The 14,421-nt window shown below is 50.4% G+C and carries 10 protein-coding genes and 1 pseudogene; 10 read left to right on the forward strand and 1 reads right to left on the reverse strand.

What is annotated here, in order from left to right; all coding sequences use genetic code 11:
- The first annotated feature begins 70 nt into the window (after nt 1-70).
- Nucleotides 71-1,576: a methyl-accepting chemotaxis protein gene (locus tag RHOM_RS06630; protein ID WP_014079513.1), complete on the forward strand. Its 1,506-nt coding sequence runs from the start codon at nt 71-73 to the stop codon at nt 1,574-1,576.
- 552 nt (nt 1,577-2,128) lie between these two features.
- Here RHOM_RS06630 and RHOM_RS06635 read toward each other — a convergent pair.
- Nucleotides 2,129-3,217, reverse strand: a complete 1,089-nt coding sequence (locus tag RHOM_RS06635) for a pyridoxal phosphate-dependent aminotransferase (RefSeq protein ID WP_014079514.1) — start codon at nt 3,215-3,217, stop codon at nt 2,129-2,131.
- Nucleotides 3,218-3,294: 77 nt separating this feature from the next.
- Between RHOM_RS06635 and RHOM_RS06640 the strand changes: the two genes are divergently transcribed.
- From RHOM_RS06640 to RHOM_RS17370, 9 genes and pseudogenes are all read left to right on the forward strand, one after another.
- Complete coding sequence (locus RHOM_RS06640; RefSeq protein WP_014079515.1) at nt 3,295-6,843, forward strand: DUF5717 family protein; 3,549 nt, start codon at nt 3,295-3,297, stop codon at nt 6,841-6,843.
- A gap of 17 nt (nt 6,844-6,860) precedes the next feature.
- Nucleotides 6,861-8,102 (forward strand): DUF5716 family protein, encoded by a 1,242-nt coding sequence (locus RHOM_RS06645; RefSeq protein WP_014079516.1) that lies wholly within the window; start codon nt 6,861-6,863, stop codon nt 8,100-8,102.
- Between the two features lie 17 nt (nt 8,103-8,119).
- Nucleotides 8,120-8,932 (forward strand): tetratricopeptide repeat protein, encoded by an 813-nt coding sequence (locus tag RHOM_RS06650; RefSeq protein WP_044024896.1) that lies wholly within the window; start codon nt 8,120-8,122, stop codon nt 8,930-8,932.
- Nucleotides 8,933-8,947: 15 nt separating this feature from the next.
- Nucleotides 8,948-10,117, forward strand: a complete 1,170-nt coding sequence (locus RHOM_RS06655) for an AAA family ATPase (RefSeq protein ID WP_014079518.1) — start codon at nt 8,948-8,950, stop codon at nt 10,115-10,117.
- A gap of 58 nt (nt 10,118-10,175) precedes the next feature.
- Nucleotides 10,176-10,397 (forward strand): spore coat associated protein CotJA, encoded by a 222-nt coding sequence (locus RHOM_RS06660; protein WP_014079519.1) that lies wholly within the window; start codon nt 10,176-10,178, stop codon nt 10,395-10,397.
- Nucleotides 10,397-10,666: a spore coat protein CotJB gene (locus RHOM_RS06665; protein ID WP_014079520.1), complete on the forward strand. Its 270-nt coding sequence runs from the start codon at nt 10,397-10,399 to the stop codon at nt 10,664-10,666. The genes RHOM_RS06660 and RHOM_RS06665 overlap by 1 nt, the downstream gene beginning before the upstream one ends.
- Nucleotides 10,666-11,274: a manganese catalase family protein gene (locus RHOM_RS06670; protein WP_014079521.1), complete on the forward strand. Its 609-nt coding sequence runs from the start codon at nt 10,666-10,668 to the stop codon at nt 11,272-11,274. The genes RHOM_RS06665 and RHOM_RS06670 overlap by 1 nt, the downstream gene beginning before the upstream one ends.
- A 721-nt stretch (nt 11,275-11,995) precedes the next feature.
- Nucleotides 11,996-14,232, forward strand: a pseudogene (gene feoB / locus RHOM_RS06680) (ferrous iron transport protein B).
- Nucleotides 14,229-14,402, forward strand: coding sequence for a FeoB-associated Cys-rich membrane protein (locus RHOM_RS17370; protein ID WP_014079524.1), 174 nt, complete (start codon nt 14,229-14,231; stop codon nt 14,400-14,402). The pseudogene feoB and the gene RHOM_RS17370 overlap by 4 nt, the downstream one beginning before the upstream one ends.
- The last annotated feature ends 19 nt before the right edge of the window (nt 14,403-14,421 follow it).

A 14,421-nucleotide genomic window follows, 5' to 3' on the forward strand; every position in this document is an offset into this window, starting at 1 on the left:
AGGAGAAATGAACTATAATAAAAAAAGATTTTGAATCGATAGAGAAAGAGTGACAGGAGGGAGTAAGACTATGGGTCAGACATCGGGTTCAGACAGGAATTACATTTATAAAGATAAGAGTGAACGCTACCGCTATATGAATACATTTTATATTTTTGCAGTGGTTATTTTATGGGTACTGTTTGGGGTGTATCTGCTGGCGAAGCTTGCGAGCAAGAGCATTGCGGTCGGTACGGCGGTCGGAAATGTTGTGCTGATTATTTTATTTGCGGTGGTTGAACTGGCGTTTTATCTGCGCAATAAGTCTGATGTGAGATTAAAGAGGGTTGTTGCCATCGGTGTCGGCGTAGAATTTGCGTTGATTGGAATGCAGACAGATGCAGAGTTTATCTATTTTGCACTTATTGCCATTCTGACATTGCAGATTCCGTATTATGATATGAAGAGATATAAACAGACCTGTATCGCTTTTACGGCGTTATTTACACTGGTGGAGGTCATTCGTGTAATCAAGGGGATTGGTTTGCAGGATGTGGACAGCTTGTGCCGGGTATTATGTGTGTATCTGTTATTTTTCATTATGTACCGGGTGGGCAGCATAGCCAAGACATTCAGCGATCATGCACTGGGTTCTGCAGCGTCCGAGGGTGAGAAACAGAAGGTGATGCTGGAAGGAATCCTTGACATCTCAAAGACTGTGCGGGATGAGTCTGAGAGGAGTACCAGTCTTGTGGATGAACTGGTGCACACTTCGGAGACAGTTGCGCAGAGCATGCAGGAGATTTCTTCCGCAACCAACACGACGGCGAAGAATATCGAAGAGCAGAATAATATGACACAGAGTATCCAGTCGGCTATTGACGAGACGGGCGAGCGCTCCAGAAAGATGGTGGATGTGGCGACGGATTCCAATGAGAATATTCAGGAGAATCTGCAGGTAATGGAAGAATTGAAGAACCAGTCCGAGCAGATTGCGGCGACGAATCATGAAGTGACGGAGTCCATGACACGCCTGCAGAATAAGACCAAGGAGGTCGAGGAGATCGCAGGCATGATCCTCAATATCTCCAACCAGACGAACCTGCTGGCACTCAACGCATCCATTGAGAGTGCGAGAGCCGGTGAGGCAGGACGCGGATTTGCCGTGGTTGCTGAACAGATCAGACAGCTTGCCGAGCAGACGAAGAAGTCCACGGAGGAGATTACCACGATCATCAACGAGCTGAATGAAAATGCACGCGACGTTATGACTTCGGTGGAGTCTTCGGTGGAAGCGACAGAGAGCCAGAATGAGAAGATTGCGGTTGCGGCAGAGTCTTTTGAACGTCTGAATGAAAATATGTCACAGCTTATAGGAGATATCAATGAGATCGCGGGACAGATCACAGGACTGTCGGATTCCAACAACCGTATTGTGGAGAATATCTCACAGCTGTCTGCAGCGACAGAGGAAGTGACTGCAAGCGCCGAGCAGGTGCGTGAGATAAGCGAGCAGAACCGGAACTATGCGGAGGAAGTAAAGGGGGCCATCGGAACGATCCGAGGCAGAACTGACGAGATGAAGCAGTTTACATAAAAAGAAAAGCGGGATCCATGATATTGTGAGATTACCCGAGAACCGAAAGTTCCGGAATAGAACAGACGGCGGCAATTCTTTGAAGCAAAATTCATGTATTTCTTCCATGCCGTGCTTGACATCCAATTCCGTGTCTCTTCCACGTTTGGACACTCACAGAGTGTGTCCGACGAGCCGCAGACAATGAGCGGACTTTTTGGTGTCCCTAATGGCACCTCTTCACAGACAATATAAAACCGCGCGAACCGAACTCGCCGGCATCTGCTATTGAAAACAGGGCAGATGCCGACTCAGACAGCGGCTTCGCGCGGTTATGTTTTGTTCAGAGGTGGCCATAAGGGACACACACAAAAGTCCTAAAATTGTCTGCCGGCTTGCGGACACAGTCCGTGGAGTGCTCCAAGCTTGGAAAGACATGGATCATCGAAGATGCCAAGCGCGGCATGGTTAGAAATACCGGATTTTGCGGTCAGAATTGCCGCCGTCTGTTCTATCCGGAACTTCCAGTTATCTGCTTTCCTCCAATATTACAGATCCCGCTTCTCTTTAATTCTAATGGAAGAGACAACGGATCAGACGGTCGTTGTCCTCTGGCTTCATAAAGCAGAGCCGGATGTATTTATTATCCAGAAACGGAAACGTCGAACAGTCGCGGATCATCATTTTCTGCCGGATGGCGCGGTCAAACAGATCCTGCGAGGTGAGATCTTCGCGCAGGATGCGCACCAGAACAAAGTTGGCACTTGGATCGTATACTTTGAAGTCCGGATTCTTATTAAAAAGCTTACACAGGCGGGCGCGCTCGGAGGAGATCAACGATTTGGTCTCTTTGATGTAGGCGCTGTCGGTGAACATTGTCTCACCGGCGATGACAGCAAGAGAATTGATCGTCCACGGATTCTTGCGTGTATTGATGGACTTGATCAGATCGCGGTTGCCTGTGACGGCGTATCCGAGACGCAGTCCCGGAGCGGCAAAGAACTTGGAGGTGCCGCGGAGAATCACGATGTTGTTATAATAATTTGTCAGCGGAACTGCCGTGAGTTCTGCCATATTATCGGCGAATTCCACGTAAGTCTCATCTACCATGACATAGATGTCGTACTGCTTGCAGACGTCTAAGATGTGGCGCATGTCGCTGCGCGGGATCGAGGAGGAAGTCGGGTTGTTGGGATTGCAGATGACGAGAAGATCAATGCTCTCATTTAAGTGCGAGAGAAAATCCTCGACATTGAGCTTGAAGTCATCGGCTTCCCGCAGCGGATAATAGAGTGTGGTGCCGCCGCCCAGCGCGATTTCACGTTCGTACTCAGAGTAAGTAGGACCAATGACAAGGGCCTTTTTCGGATGCTCGACCTGAATAAAAAGGGAGATCAGCTCGGTGGAGCCGTTTCCGACAATGACATTCTCAGTCTCGGTTCCGCAGTATGCAGCGATGCATCTGCGCAGAGAAGTGTACTCCCTGTCCGGATAGCTGGTAATGGCGTCGATCTGATCGGACAGCGTGTGTTTTAACAGCGGAGATACTCCTAACGGATTGACATTGGCGGAAAAACTGACAATTTCTTCCTTTTTAATGCCGTAGATTTCTTCTATTTTCTCGAGATCACTTCCATGAAAATGGTCCTTGTGTTTTATCATTGATTACTCCTCCAAATTAGTTTATAATCTATTATAGTCATTGCGTTCAAAAAAGCAATAGAAAAGCAGGTGTCAATTTGCGTAAACGGATACAACAGCTAGCAAGGGGAAAGTTCCAATACGCCAGACCGCTTCTTTCTTTTTCTGCAGATAAAGTCGACATTGAGGTGACGGAGGGTAGAGATTACACCGGAGATTTCATTATCACAAGTACGAACCATGTGCCGTTTCGGGGAGTAGTCTATACTTCTGATTCCAGAATGGAATGTCTGACACCCCAGTTTGAGGGGGAAGAGGTGCGGATCCGGTACCAATTTCATAGCAATGGACTGATCGAAGGGGATATTGTCAAGGGGGATTTTTTTCTAATCTGCAACCAGGGAGAATATAACCTTTCTTTTGTTGTGTCTGTATCCAGATTGTATGCGGATACTTCTGCGGGACGCATTAAGAATCTGAACGATTTTACGGGACTGGCAAAAAGCAGTGCCCAAGAGGCATATCATCTGTTTTATTCCGGTCATTTTAAAAATATACTAAAGCCCTCCGAGGTCAGGGAGCGTCTTCTCTATGACGGGGAGGCGGACGGCACGGCGTCATGGCAGAAGGTGGAGGAATATCTGCGCGGGTGCAGACAGAAAAAGCCGGTTGCGGTTACGCTTCTTGCGGATCATGCCTCATTCGAGCAGGTCGCCGGCGACCGCAGGGAGAGCCTGAAGCTGCACCGGGATGAGTGGGGCTATCTCTCCATTTCGATTGAGTCGGACGCGCCGTTTCTTTTGCCGGAAAAGAGTCAGCTGACGGATGAGGATTTTATCGGAAGCACACTGGAAGTGCCATATTATGTGAAAAAAGCTGCCATGCATGCCGGGAAGAATTTTGGAAGACTTTCGATTGTCCTGCCGGAGCAGACGCTTACGTTTGAAGTGTGCGCCACGACGGACGGCGCAAAAGCCGTATCGGAGGAGCATCTGGAATTACAGCGCGGACGGATGCGGCTTGCACAGCTATATATTGATTACCGGCTGAAAAAGATTGTGACCGGCGCATGGGCGAATCAGTCCGTGGAGCTCCTGGATCATATGATGGCAATGGAACCGGAGTGTGAGATGTATGCGCTGATGAAAGCGCAGGCGTTGATTGTGAACCGGCAGAAGCAGGAAGCTTCGTGGATTATGGAGGATTATAAGCGCGGCTGCAGGGACAGGGAGACGCCGGAATGGGGATACTATCTGTATCTGTGCACACTGATTGAGAGGGAACCGTCCTATGTCGATAAGCTGACGGATGAGATTGAACTCCTTTTTAAGAAGAATCCGAAGAGTTCGCTGTTGTTCTGGATTCTTTTGTTTTTGCGGGAATCCTACTATTACAGCAGTCCAAGAAAGTATAAGGCGATTGAAGCATGGATCGAGGGCGGATGCAGCAGCCCGTATCTCTATCTGGAAAGCTATTATCTGATCTGGCAGGATCCCTATCTTTTAACCAGACTGGGAACGTATGAATTGAAAGTCCTGCGGTGGGCGATGCGCCAGGGAGTCCTCACAAAGGAACTTGCACAGCAGATCAGGCATCTGCTGCCGGAGGTGCGTGAGAAGTCGCGGGTACTGTACGAGATCTTAGAGGCGGCGTATCAGGTGGAGCCGGAGGAGGAGATGCTTTCTGCCATCTGTGCATATCTGATCCGCACACAGTGTTACGAAACCGAGTACCACCGGTGGTATGAGCTCGGAATCGAGCAGAAGATAAGGCTTACAGGACTCTATGAGGCGTATCTGATGTCGCTGGATGCGCGTGAGGTGGGCGGAGTTCCGCGCATGATTCAGATGTATTTCCAGTATGACAGTACGCTTTCCTATACGCAGAAGGCGGTCTTGTTTGTCAATATCATAGCAGCCAGAACGAAACAGCCGGAGGTATACCAGAAATATCAGCGCACGATGGAGCAGTTTGCAATGGCACAGATCGAGGCGGGGCACATCAACGATCATCTGGCGGTGATCTACGATGAGATGCTGCCCAAGGGTATACTGGATGAAGAACTGGCACACAGTCTGGCGCCGCTTTTGTTCACACACAGAATCAGCTGCACCAACCGTCAGATCGCCCGAGCCATCATCTGGCATGAGGAGATGAAAATGCCGCAGAGCGTGTCGTTTGTGAACGGAACCGCCTATTTTAAGGCGTATACGCCACAGTATAGCATTGTGCTGGAAGATACGAACGGCAACCGGTTCTGTTCGAGTGTGGTATACCAGGATGAGGCGCTGATGTATCCGGAGCGGTATGTGGGTCAGTGTCTCTCGCTTGCACCGGGGGAGAACGCCTATCTGCTCTGGTATATGAGCAGGCATATGGAGCCGGAGGCATGGAGCGATACCGAGAAGACCTATGCATTGCAGCTGCTGCAGTCAGGCAGACTTTCCAGAACCTATCTCGTCCGGCTTGCACTTGCGCTGATTTCTTACGAGAAAAAAGACGGCAGGGATTTTTCCTATTCGGAGGGGGAACTGGATCTGATGAAGGGGCAGCTCGCGGAGGCACTTTCCGACGTGAGTGTGCGCAGGCAGATGGCCGCGCTTCTGACGGAGAACCACCTCTATGAGAAGGCCTATCAGATGGTGCAGATCGACGGCTACGATTATCTGAAGACGGAGTGGCGCGTCTCCCTCTGCAGCTATGCGATCGCGGATCACGGCTATGAGGAGGATGATTTTCTGCTGGGATTTGCGGAGAGCACCTTCCGGCAGGGAAAATACAGCGATGTCATGCTGATTTACCTCTGCAAGTATTTTAATGGGCCGACCAAGCAGATGGCGGAATTGTGGAAAGCTGCGGGCGAATTTCAGATCGACACGTTTGATCTGGAAGAGCGGATTCTGACACAGATGCTCTATACGACCGATTACACGCCGCATATGGAAGAGATCTACGAAAGTTATTGCGCAGGGGGCGGCAGAGATCTGGTCTGCATGGCGTATCTCTCTTATTTTGCCAATATGTATCTCACGGAGGACGCCGTCGTGCCGGAGCATGTGTTCCGCCAGATCAGGGAGCGTTATCTGACCGGGGGCGATCTAAACCGCGTCTGCCGGCTTGCACTGCTAAAATATCTCTCGGAGAATCACCTGTCGGAGCGTGACAGAAAGATCGCGGACGAGCTTCTTGACACCTGCATCCGGCATAATCTGTATTTTGCATTTTTCCGGAAGTTCGACGAAAAGCTGCTGCGCAAATATCAGCTTACAGATAAGTTCTTTCTGGAATATCACACCGCGCCGGGGCAGCAGATCGAGGTTCATTACCGGCTGGAGGCACAGCAGGAATATCTTGCGGATGAATTGACGGAAATGTATGACGGAATCTATGTAAAAGACTTTATCCTGTTCTTCGGGGAGAAGGTTCAGTATTATATCCTGGAGAGCCAGACCGCGGACGGGCAGATCGGGGCGAGCGGCTGCCTGGGCAACGGGGATATTATGGAAGAGGGCAGCGGGGACCGCTACGCATGGCTGAATGAGATGCTGCTGGCGTGTACGCTCGATGACAGAGAGAAGCTTGCCGGGAAGATGAAGCGCTATTATGGCATGACAAAAGTGACGGAAGAGGCATACCGGCTATTGTAGCACAGAGAGGGGAACATATGGAACACCGGTTTTATCTGGGAATCGATCTGGATGACCAGTACGCTGTGATCAGCAGCTATGAATTGAATAAGAAAGAACCGGAGACCTTTTCTGCGATTGCAGGGAGCGAAATCTATCAGATTCCGGCGCTGATTACCAAGAAGAAAGGAATCGGGCAGTGGTTTGTCGGCGAGGAGGCAGTGCGGCTTGCCATTGCACAGGGCGAGGAGGCGAACGGCAGACTTCTCTCGCGGGCGGTCGGCGGTGAGAAGGTTTTTGTGGATGGGGAGACCTATCCGGCGGAGGAACTGCTGACCCTCTATCTGAAAAAACTGATACGACTGGCATGCGGCCCCGACAGAAGATGGGAGCCGGAACGGCTGGTCATCTGTATGGAAAAGCTGTCGCGGGAGGCGACGGAGCTGTTCCTTTCGATGGCGCCGAAGCTTGGAATTGACCGGGAAAAGCTGCAGCTGCTTGACCGGAAAGAATGTTTTTACTATTTTGCCTACCATCAGGTGCCGGAACTTTCGATGCACGACGTGTATCTGTTCGATTACCGCAGGGAGGATATCCGCTGCTGCAGATTATATAAGGAAAAACGCACGACGCCGCAGCTGATCTCGCTGGCGGAGGAAGTGCGCCGGATGAATGCGGACAGCCGGGACGAGAATTTTCTTGGCATTCTAAAGGACTGCTTCCGCGGACATATTGTCTCGTCGGTGTACCTGACGGGAGACGGATTTGACGGGGACTGGATGAAACAGTCCGTGGCGTTTCTGTGTCAGGGCAGGAGAGCGTTTGTCGGGAAGAATCTGTACTCCAAGGGGGCCTGCTACGCCGCCTTGTGCAGTGAACAGCAGGAAAACTGGGATTATGTATATCTGGGTGACAATGAGATGAAAGTCAATGTCAGCTTAAAAGTCCGGAATATGGGAAAAGCAGAGTTCTATACGCTGATCAGTGCAGGGGACAACTGGTACGAGACGCAGGGAATGTGCGAAGTGATCCTTGCGGGAACGCCGGAGATTGATTTCTGGCTGCAGCCGCCGGGAACCCGGGAGGCGAAGGTGGAGAAGCTAAAGCTTCTGGATCTGCCGGAACGCCCGGACAAGGCAACGAGGCTTCGCATCACGGCAAAACCGGTTTCGGATACAAAGGTCTGGATCCAGATCCGGGATCTTGGATTCGGGGAATTATTTAAGAGTTCGGATAAAGTGTGGGATTACCGGATGGAATTTTCGGAAGAGAATCCGTAGAGGTGTGGGAGAAGACGATGGGAGAATTGATTCTGTGCAATCAGAATATGGCGGCATTTCCATATTATGTGGAGGAGGCGGCAATCGGCGTTTACTCGCTGGAGGAATTAAGTTATTATATCTGCCACAATGTCTATCTGCTCCGCAGTGATTTTATGAATGAGGATCTCTGCAACTGGCTGGAACGGGAACTGAAACTAAAAGATGCTGCAGATGCCCTTCGGGAGATTGTGAGAAAAGGCGGCACCCTGTCCGAGTTTGTGACCTGTCTGCTGTCGCAGAGCGGGTATTGTGACAGAATGCAGATCGCGCAGATTGCGCAGCAGATCGCGGAGCTGGAACACAAATCCGAATACGAGTGCAGCAAGATCCGCGCTGACCGCTATGTGACAAACGGGCGCTATGCGGCAGCCGTCTCGGCGTACAGGGCATTGCTTGCGGATCAGGAAGCGGAGAATCCGATCCTGGTCGGGAATGTCTGGCATAACATGGGAAAAGCGTATACTGGATTATTCCGGTTTCGGGAAGCAGCGGACTGTTACCGGAAGGCGTACGGACTCAATGAAAATCCGGAATCTCTCCGCGAATGTCTCTATGCGTACCGGTGTCTGCACGATGATGACGGATTCAAGAATACGGCGGCGGAATGCGGCATGACGGCAGAGGAGGCGGCGGAGGCGGCGCACAGACTTTCCGAGCTTTCCCGGACGGAGGAGATCCGTCAGTTTGAAGAGCAGGTGGACGGACTGTTTGCCGACGGGCAGGAAGATGAAATTGCAGGAATGCTTGCAGAGTGGAAAGATACCTATCGGAAAAATTGCAGAATATAGAGGAAGCGTGAAACGATGTTTTTTTGGAAGAGAAAGAAAAAGGAACCTGATTTTGAGAGTAAGATGGGAGAATTAAATACAACGGTTCTCTCAAAAAAGGATTACAAAAATACCGGTAAGATTGAACAGTACGTGGTGGAGCGCCTAGAGCAGATGATTGAGTTGACCAAGGAGCTGGACGATGAGAAGGAAGAATACCGGATTGTGACGTCCTATCTGAACGATATTGAGACTCTGGAGAAGATACCGAAGGAAGAAAGAGATAAGATTTCTGAGATCGCGGTAAATGTGGTGCAGTTAAACAAGGCGCGCACGGAATTTCTCAACTCCTCCAAGAAGTTGTCGGACGCGCAGTTTACACAGTTAGAGCAGCAGGAACGCGAACTGCCGGAGGCAATCAAACGTTTTAAGACCAACGAACTGCACCGTGACACGCTGCAGAGGGATATGAAGTATCTGGAGCGGGAAAAGTCCGAGTGGAATCTGCGCAAGGAATACCTGGACCATCAGCAGAAAAAGTTAAAAAATGTGCTGTATATTATTGTCGGTCTGGCGGTGACGCTCGCGGTGGTGTTCGGAATTTTACAGATTATTCTGGAAAAGGATTTCTACTATGCGTGGATGGGACTGATCTTTGCAACTGCGGTGGTGGTGTGCGGTATTTACATGAAAATCCAGAATGACCTGTCGGAGATACAGGTGGCGGAGCGGAGCCAGAACCGTGCGATTGTTCTGCTTAACAAGGTCAAGCTGAAATATATCAATGTTGCCAATGCGGTCGATTATGCGTGTGAAAAATACCATGTAAAAAGTGCTGGAGAACTGGAAAACCAGTGGCAGTATTATCTGGAGGCGGTCAAGGAACGCCAGAAATATCAGAGAACCAATGAGGATCTGGAATATTTTAACGGCAGACTGGTGCGCATGCTCTCCAATTATCAACTGTACGATGCGCATGTGTGGGTAACACAAGCAGTTGCGCTCGTCGATCCCAAGGAGATGGTGGAGATCAAGCACGGACTGATCGGGCGCAGACAGAAGCTGCGCGCACGGATTGAGAACAATCTCTCGCAGGTCAACGAGCAGAAAGAGGAGGCAGAACAGCTTTTAGACAAGGTCGGAAGCATGCGCCCCCAGATGGAGAAGATTTTAAATGCAGTAGATAAAATTAACGAGGGAGATTAGCACAAGTGAATGGGATGCGGCATAGAGTAAAGGGAAGATATCATAATAGGAGAGCCGCATGAGAAATTACAATGCAGCAGGAAACACGCGCAGCCGATGTGCGTGTGAACCGGATGCAGCTTCTGATAGACAGCCGGAATATGTGGTTGCGATGGCATATGTTCCCTGGCAGCACTTTAAAACGACCTACGAACTGGATAAGGCACTTGAAACCGGAACCATATTCCCAGAACTTGATAAGCCGTTTCTGGCAGTGGGAAGGGGGTGCAGGCGTTGCTGATGAATCAGATGACACAGATGAACCAGGCGCAGCTTCTGCACTGGATCAATATGGTGAGCTTTGCCGTGGTGGACATCGCGGAGTATCTTGATACGCATCCCGTCGATGCGGAAGCGATCTGTTACTTCAATCATCATATAGAAATGCACAGAAATGCCATGCAGGTGTATGCGGACAAATTCGGACCGCTGACGATTGATACGGCAAATCCAGATGCTTACTGGGATTGGGCAAAACAGCCCCTGCCGTGGGAAGGAGGTGGCTGCTAATGTGGAATTATGAGAGACGCCTGCAGTACCCGGTCAACATCACAAGCCCCAATGCGAAGATCGCGCAGATCATTTTGTCGCAGTACGGCGGCCCGGACGGAGAAGCGGCAGCATCGTTTCGTTACCTGTCGCAGCGCTACAGCATGCCGGATCGGAAGGTGGCGGGGCTGCTGACCGATATTGGCACAGAGGAGCTGGCACATCTTGAGATGGTTGCTTCCATCGTCCGTCAGCTCACGAAAGGACTGAGTGCGGAGGAACTGGAGGAGGCGGGGTTTGCGCCTTACTATGTGGATCACACGGCGGGTATCTGGCCGCAGGCGGCGGGAGGCATTCCGTTCAATGCGTGCGAGTTCCAGTCTAAGGGCGATGCGATCACCGATCTGTTTGAAGATATGGCGGCGGAGCAGAAAGCGCGCACGACCTACGACAATATTCTGCGTCTGGTCAAGGATCCGGAGGTCTGCGACCCGATCCGCTTTTTACGTCAGCGGGAGATTGTCCACTTCCAGCGCTTCGGCGAGGGATTGCGGATGATTCAGGACGATCTCGACCGCAGTAACTTTTATATGTGTAATCCCGAATTTGATCCGGGATGCGGAAAATAAAAGGAACTGCCGCAATAAGCATATCGTACTTGGGTTTGATAAGTAATATGATCAGAAGATTACACAGTGGGATTTCAGATGAAAATGCAGAGGAAAATTCGGTTCAAAAAATGTGGTATTTCTAACCAGCCGGATGTTTGCATCTTCGATGATCCGTGTCTTTCCAAGTTTGGAGCACTCCGCGGGTCATGTCCGCATCCCGGAAGACAATTTGTAGGACTTTTGTGTGTGTCCCTTATGGGCACCTCTGAGCAAAACATAACCGCGCGAAGCCGATGTCTGAATTGCCATCTGCCATGTTTTTAATAGCAGATGGCAGTGAGTTTCGGTTCGCGCGGTTTTATATTGTCTGTGAAGAGGTGCCCTTAGGGACACCAGAAAGTCCGCCCATTGTCTCTGGTGTGTCGGACATGCACCCGGCGGATTGTCAAAACGTGGAAGAGACACGGAATCTGATGCAAACATTCAGCTGGAAGAAATGCTCACATTTTTTTCCAACGAATATTCCCTCTGCATTTCCACATGAAATCCCCAAGTGCGTTTCTTTATAATATTACTTATCACCCCAAAGAGAGCTGTGCTTATTGCAGCAATTCCTTTTAGTGTTCCCTGAAACAAAAAATTCCATTACACCGGAATGCCGGTTGACAATGCAGAAGCATCATATTAGTATAAGTGAGAATGAATATCAATATCAAAAGAGAAAAGGTGTGTGGAAAATATGACATTAGAGGAACTGCCAATCGGAAAGCGCGCTGCTATTACTGCGGTCGGCGGAGAGGGCACACTGCGGTGCCGGCTGTTAGATATGGGACTGATCCCGAAGACTGCTGTGGAGGTGCGCAAGGTGGCTCCGATGGGAGATCCGATTGAAATACGCATCCGCGGGTATGAGCTTACGATCCGGCGGGAGGACGCAGCGAAAATTGAAGTGAAACCGGAGGAAGAAAAATGATATTTGCATTGGCTGGAAACCAGAACTGCGGTAAGACGACGTTGTTTAATCAGCTGACAGGAGCTAACCAGCATGTCGGCAATTTCCCCGGCGTTACGGTGGATCAGAAGATGGGGGAAATCCGCTCCACGAAGAATTGTTCCGTGGTAGATCTCCCCGGAATCTATTCCATCAGACCTTATACCAATGAGGAGATTGTCACCAGAGATTTTATCTTAAATGAGAAGCCGGATGGAATCATCAACATTGTGGATGCGACGAACATCGAGAGAAATCTTTACCTGACGCTCCAGCTTCTGGAAATGCACATTCCGATGGTGTTAGCACTCAATATGATGGATGAGGTCCGCGGAAACGGAGGTTCCATTGATTACAGGCAGATGTCGCAGGAATTAGGGATTCCCGTGATTCCGATCAGTGCGGCGAAGGATGAGGGAATTGAGGATCTGATTGCGGCGATTGTGGAAGTTGCGGGCAAAAAGATACCGCCCAAAGTCATGGATTTCTGCGAGCAGGGGCCGGTACACCGCTGCATTCATGCGGTGTCGCATCAGGTGGAGGATCATGCGGTAAATATCGGGATGTCCCCGCGCTTTGCGGCGACGAAGATCGTGGAAAATGACACGGACATTATAGAACGTCTGGCTCTTTCTGAGAATGAGCTGGAAATGATGGAACATAGTATTGCGGAGATGGAAAAAGACTGTGGATTGGATCGGAATGCGGCGTTAGCTGACATGCGGTATACCTTTATAGAGAAGGTGTGCCAAAAAACGGTTAAAAAATGTCAGGAGAGCAGGGAGCACATCCGGAGTGTGAAAATCGACGGTGTGCTCACGAACAAGTACCTTGCGATCCCGATGTTTCTACTGATCATGTTTTTAATTTTCTGGCTGACGTTCCATGTGGTCGGCGCGGCGTTGAGCGACTGGCTGGCGGTGGGAATCGACGCGTTTACTGCCGTCTGTGACAGGGGGCTTACCGCGTACGGATTGAATCCGGTTGTACACAGCCTGCTCATCGACGGTGTTTTTGCCGGCGTCGGGAGCGTGTTAAGCTTCCTGCCGATCATCGTGGTGCTGTTCTTCTTCCTCTCGATTCTGGAGGACTCCGGCTACATGGCGCGCGTGGCTTTCGTGATGGACAAGCCGCTGCGTAAGATCGGACTTTCCGGGCGAAGCTTCGTACCGATGCTGATCGGATTCGGCTGTACGGTTCCGGCGGTCATGGCGACAAGGACGTTGTCGAGTGAGAGAGATAGAAAGATGACAATTATGCTCACGCCTTATATGAGCTGTTCTGCCAAAATACCGATCTATGCAGTGTTTGCGGCGGCATTTTTCCCGGGGAACGAGGCGGTTGTGATGATACTTCTCTACACGGCGGGAATTGTGGTGGGCATTTTGTCCGCACTGGTACTGAACCACACCGCGTTCCGCGGGAATCCGATTCCGTTTGTCATGGAACTGCCGAATTACCGTTTCCCGTCGGCAAAGAGTGTCGGACAGCTGATCTGGGATAAGGCAAAGGATTTCCTGGAGCGCGCGTTTACCATTATCTTTGTTGCAACGATTGTCATCTGGTTCTTGCAGACCTTTGATCTGAAGCTTAATGTGGTGACAGACAGTGAGAAAAGTCTGCTCGCTCTGGTGGGGCAGTGGATCGCACCGCTGTTTGGACCGCTCGGTTTTTCGGACTGGAGGGTTTCTACGGCGTTGATTACCGGATTTACGGCAAAAGAGGCGGTGGTCAGCACCTTGAGTGTGTTGACCGGCACGGCGACTGCCAATCTAAGCAGGGTGCTCGGAAGTATGTTTACCGGGCGCTCGGCGGCAAGCTTCCTTGTGTTTACGCTGCTTTACACGCCGTGTGTTGCAGCCATTGCGGCGGTGAAGCGTGAGATGGGAAGCGGCATGCGGGCATTTCTCGTCGTGGTGCTTCAATGCGCGGTCGCGTGGCTGATGGCATTTGCGGTTTATCAGATAGGAGGAATCTTCTTTTGAGTGGGTTGCATGCGTTGGATCTGATTGTGCTGGGGTGTATCCTTTTGTGGATCATCCTGGCGCTTTTGTATATGGGAAAAAGAAAAAAAGACAAAGAAGATTGTGGCTGCTGTGGTCACTGCTCATCCTGCAGCGGATGTAAAAGTGGGAGAAAGGATAAGAAAAATTAAAAAAAAGGAACAACCGATT

The organism is Roseburia hominis A2-183 (assembly GCF_000225345.1).
GTDB classification, from domain to species: Bacteria; Bacillota; Clostridia; order Lachnospirales; family Lachnospiraceae; genus Roseburia; species Roseburia hominis.

What these genes read in the sequence shown, in the direction of transcription:
- RHOM_RS06630 (WP_014079513.1), top strand. Translation starts at nt 71, where the DNA reads ATGGGTCAGACATCGGGTTCAGACAGGAATTACATTTATAAAGATAAG.
- RHOM_RS06635 (WP_014079514.1), bottom strand. Translation starts at nt 3,217, where the DNA reads ATGATAAAACACAAGGACCATTTTCATGGAAGTGATCTCGAGAAAATA.
- RHOM_RS06645 (WP_014079516.1), top strand. Translation starts at nt 6,861, where the DNA reads ATGGAACACCGGTTTTATCTGGGAATCGATCTGGATGACCAGTACGCT.
- RHOM_RS06650 (WP_044024896.1), top strand. Translation starts at nt 8,120, where the DNA reads ATGGGAGAATTGATTCTGTGCAATCAGAATATGGCGGCATTTCCATAT.
- RHOM_RS06655 (WP_014079518.1), top strand. Translation starts at nt 8,948, where the DNA reads ATGTTTTTTTGGAAGAGAAAGAAAAAGGAACCTGATTTTGAGAGTAAG.
- RHOM_RS06660 (WP_014079519.1), top strand. Translation starts at nt 10,176, where the DNA reads ATGAGAAATTACAATGCAGCAGGAAACACGCGCAGCCGATGTGCGTGT.
- RHOM_RS06665 (WP_014079520.1), top strand. Translation starts at nt 10,397, where the DNA reads ATGAATCAGATGACACAGATGAACCAGGCGCAGCTTCTGCACTGGATC.
- RHOM_RS06670 (WP_014079521.1), top strand. Translation starts at nt 10,666, where the DNA reads ATGTGGAATTATGAGAGACGCCTGCAGTACCCGGTCAACATCACAAGC.